A 2,770-nucleotide genomic window follows, 5' to 3' on the forward strand; every position below is an offset into this window, starting at 1 on the left:
GTGCGCGATTGAGGCCGGGGCGGGCGCCGCTGCGGGCTTTTCCGATGCGGTCTATGAGGCGGCAGGGGTTGAGGTCATCAAGACCCCGGCGGCGCTTTGGAAGGCCTGCGATATTGTCGCCAAAGTGCGCCAGCCGGATGCAACCGAGCTGAAGCGGCTGACCAAGGGCAAGACGCTGATCTCCTTCTTCAACCCGGCGGGGAATGAAGAGGGGATGGAACTGGCGAAGTCGAAGAAGGCCAATGTCATCGCCATGGAAATGGTGCCGCGGATCTCCCGCGCGCAGAAGATGGACGCGCTGTCGTCGATGGCGAACATCGCGGGCTACCGCGCGGTCATTGAGGCGGGCAACAACTTCGGCCGCTTCTTCACCGGCCAGATCACCGCCGCGGGCAAAGTGCCGCCCGCCAAGGTTCTGGTGGTCGGCGCCGGCGTTGCCGGTTTGGCCGCCATCGGCACCTCGACCTCGCTGGGGGCCGTCACCTATGCCTTCGACGTGCGGCCCGAAGTGGCCGAGCAGGTGGAATCGATGGGCGCCGAGTTCGTCTATCTCGATTTCGAGGAGGAGCAGCAGGACGGCGCCGCCACCGGCGGCTATGCGGCGGTCTCCTCGCCGGAGTTCCGCGAAGCGCAGCTCGCCAAGTTCCGCGAGCTGGCGCCGGAGATGGACATCGTCATCACCACCGCGCTGATCCCCAACCGTGAAGCGCCGGAGCTGTGGACCGAGGATATGGTCGCAGCAATGAAGCCGGGTTCGGTGATCGTTGATCTGGCGGCGGAAAAGGGCGGCAACTGCAAGCTGACCGTCGCGGATGAGAAGGTCGTGACCGACAACGGCGTCACCATCATCGGCTACACCGATTTCCCGTCCCGGATGGCGGCGCAGTCCTCGTCGCTTTACGCCACCAACATCCGCCACATGATGGCCGACCTCACGCCGGAGAAAGACGGCCAGGTCAACCACAACATGGAAGACGACGTGATCCGCGGCGCCACCGTCACGTTTGAGGGCGAGATCACCTTCCCGCCGCCGCCGCCCAAGGTGCAGGCCATTGCGGCCAAACCCAAGGAAACCGTGCCGGAGCTGACGCCGGAAGAAAAACGCGCCAAGGAGGTTGAGGCCTTCAAGGCGCAGACCAAGAGCCAGGTCACCCTGCTGGCAGGCGGCGGTGCGCTCCTGTTGCTGGTCGGGCTGTTCGCGCCGGTCAGCTTCATGCAGCATTTCATCGTCTTTGCGCTGGCCTGTTTCGTGGGCTTCCAGGTGATCTGGGGCGTTGCGCATTCGCTGCACACGCCGCTGATGGCTGTGACCAACGCGATCTCCTCGATCATCATCCTGGGCGCCTTGATGCAGATCGGATCGGGCAGCTTCCTGGTGATCCTCTTGGCGGCGCTCAGCGTTTTCATGGCCGGGATCAACATCTTCGGCGGCTTCCTCGTCACCCGGCGCATGCTCGCCATGTTCCAGAAATCATAAAAGAGGGGCCGAACAAATGGATTACGGTTTCACCACCGCCGCCTATGTCGTTGCGGCTGTTCTTTTCATCCTCAGCTTGGGCGGCCTGTCGAACCAGGAAAGCGCCAAGCGCGCGGTCTGGTACGGCATTGCCGGCATGGGGCTGGCGGTTTTCGCCACCCTGATCGGCCCCGGTTCCGGCCTGTGGCTGCTGTCGATCCTGCTGATCGCGGGCGGCGGCATCATCGGCACCTATGTCGCCAAGAAGGTCCAGATGACCGAGATGCCGCAGCTGGTTGCCGCGATGCACTCGCTGGTCGGCCTCGCGGCGGTCTTTGTGGGCTTCATCGCCCATTTTGAGATCGGCAATGTGGCGGCCGCCGTGGCCGCGGGCAGCACCGAAGACCTCGGCACCTTTGCCAAGCTGATTGCCAAGAAGACCCCGGCAGAGATCTCCTTCCTGCGGGTTGAGCTGTTCCTCGGCATCTTCATCGGCGCCATCACCTTCACCGGTTCCGTGATTGCCTTTGGCAAGCTGGCGGGCAAGGTGACCTCTGCTGCCACCAAGCTGCCGGGCGGCCATATGCTGAACGCCGGTGCCGCAGGCCTCTCCTTCCTCTGCCTGATCTGGTACTTCAGCTCCGGCGGCTTCCTGCCGCTGTTCCTGATGACCCTGGCGGCGCTGTTCATCGGCTACCACCTGATCATGGGCATCGGCGGCGCCGACATGCCGGTGGTGGTCTCGATGCTGAACAGCTACTCCGGCTGGGCCGCGGCGGCGATTGGCTTCTCGCTGGGCAACGACCTGCTGATCGTGGTCGGCGCGCTGGTGGGCTCCTCCGGTGCGATCCTCTCCTACATCATGTGCAAGGCGATGAACCGCTCCTTCGTCAGCGTGATCCTGGGCGGCTTCGGCGGCACCACCGGTCCCGCGATGGAAGTGGAAGGCGAGCAGATCGCCATCGACGCCGACGGCGTTGCCACCGCGCTGGATGAGGCCGACAGCGTCATCATCATCCCCGGCTACGGCATGGCGGTGGCCCAGGCGCAGCAGAACGTGGCTGAGCTGACCCGCCGCCTGCGCGCCAAGGGCAAAGAGGTGCGCTTTGCCATCCACCCGGTTGCGGGCCGCCTGCCGGGCCACATGAACGTGCTGCTGGCCGAGGCCAAAGTGCCTTACGACATCGTCTTGGAAATGGACGAGATCAACGAGGACTTCCCGGACACCGACGTGGCCATTGTCATCGGCTCCAACGACATCGTGAACCCTGCGGCGCAGGAAGACCCCAACTCGCCGATCGCCGGCATGCCGGT

General features: G+C 64.5%; 2 protein-coding genes. Both read left to right on the forward strand.

Annotated features, from left to right (window positions below):
* On the forward strand, nucleotides 1-1,477 hold a 1,477-nt coding region (locus tag RA21_RS21530), incomplete at its 5' end, for a Re/Si-specific NAD(P)(+) transhydrogenase subunit alpha (RefSeq protein WP_039152592.1).
* Nucleotides 1,478-1,493: 16 nt separating this feature from the next.
* A partial coding sequence (locus RA21_RS21535) for an NAD(P)(+) transhydrogenase (Re/Si-specific) subunit beta (RefSeq protein ID WP_039152595.1) occupies nucleotides 1,494-2,770 on the forward strand: 1,277 nt, incomplete at its 3' end.

The organism is Leisingera sp. ANG-DT, assembly GCF_000813785.1.
GTDB lineage: Bacteria > Pseudomonadota > Alphaproteobacteria > Rhodobacterales > Rhodobacteraceae > Leisingera.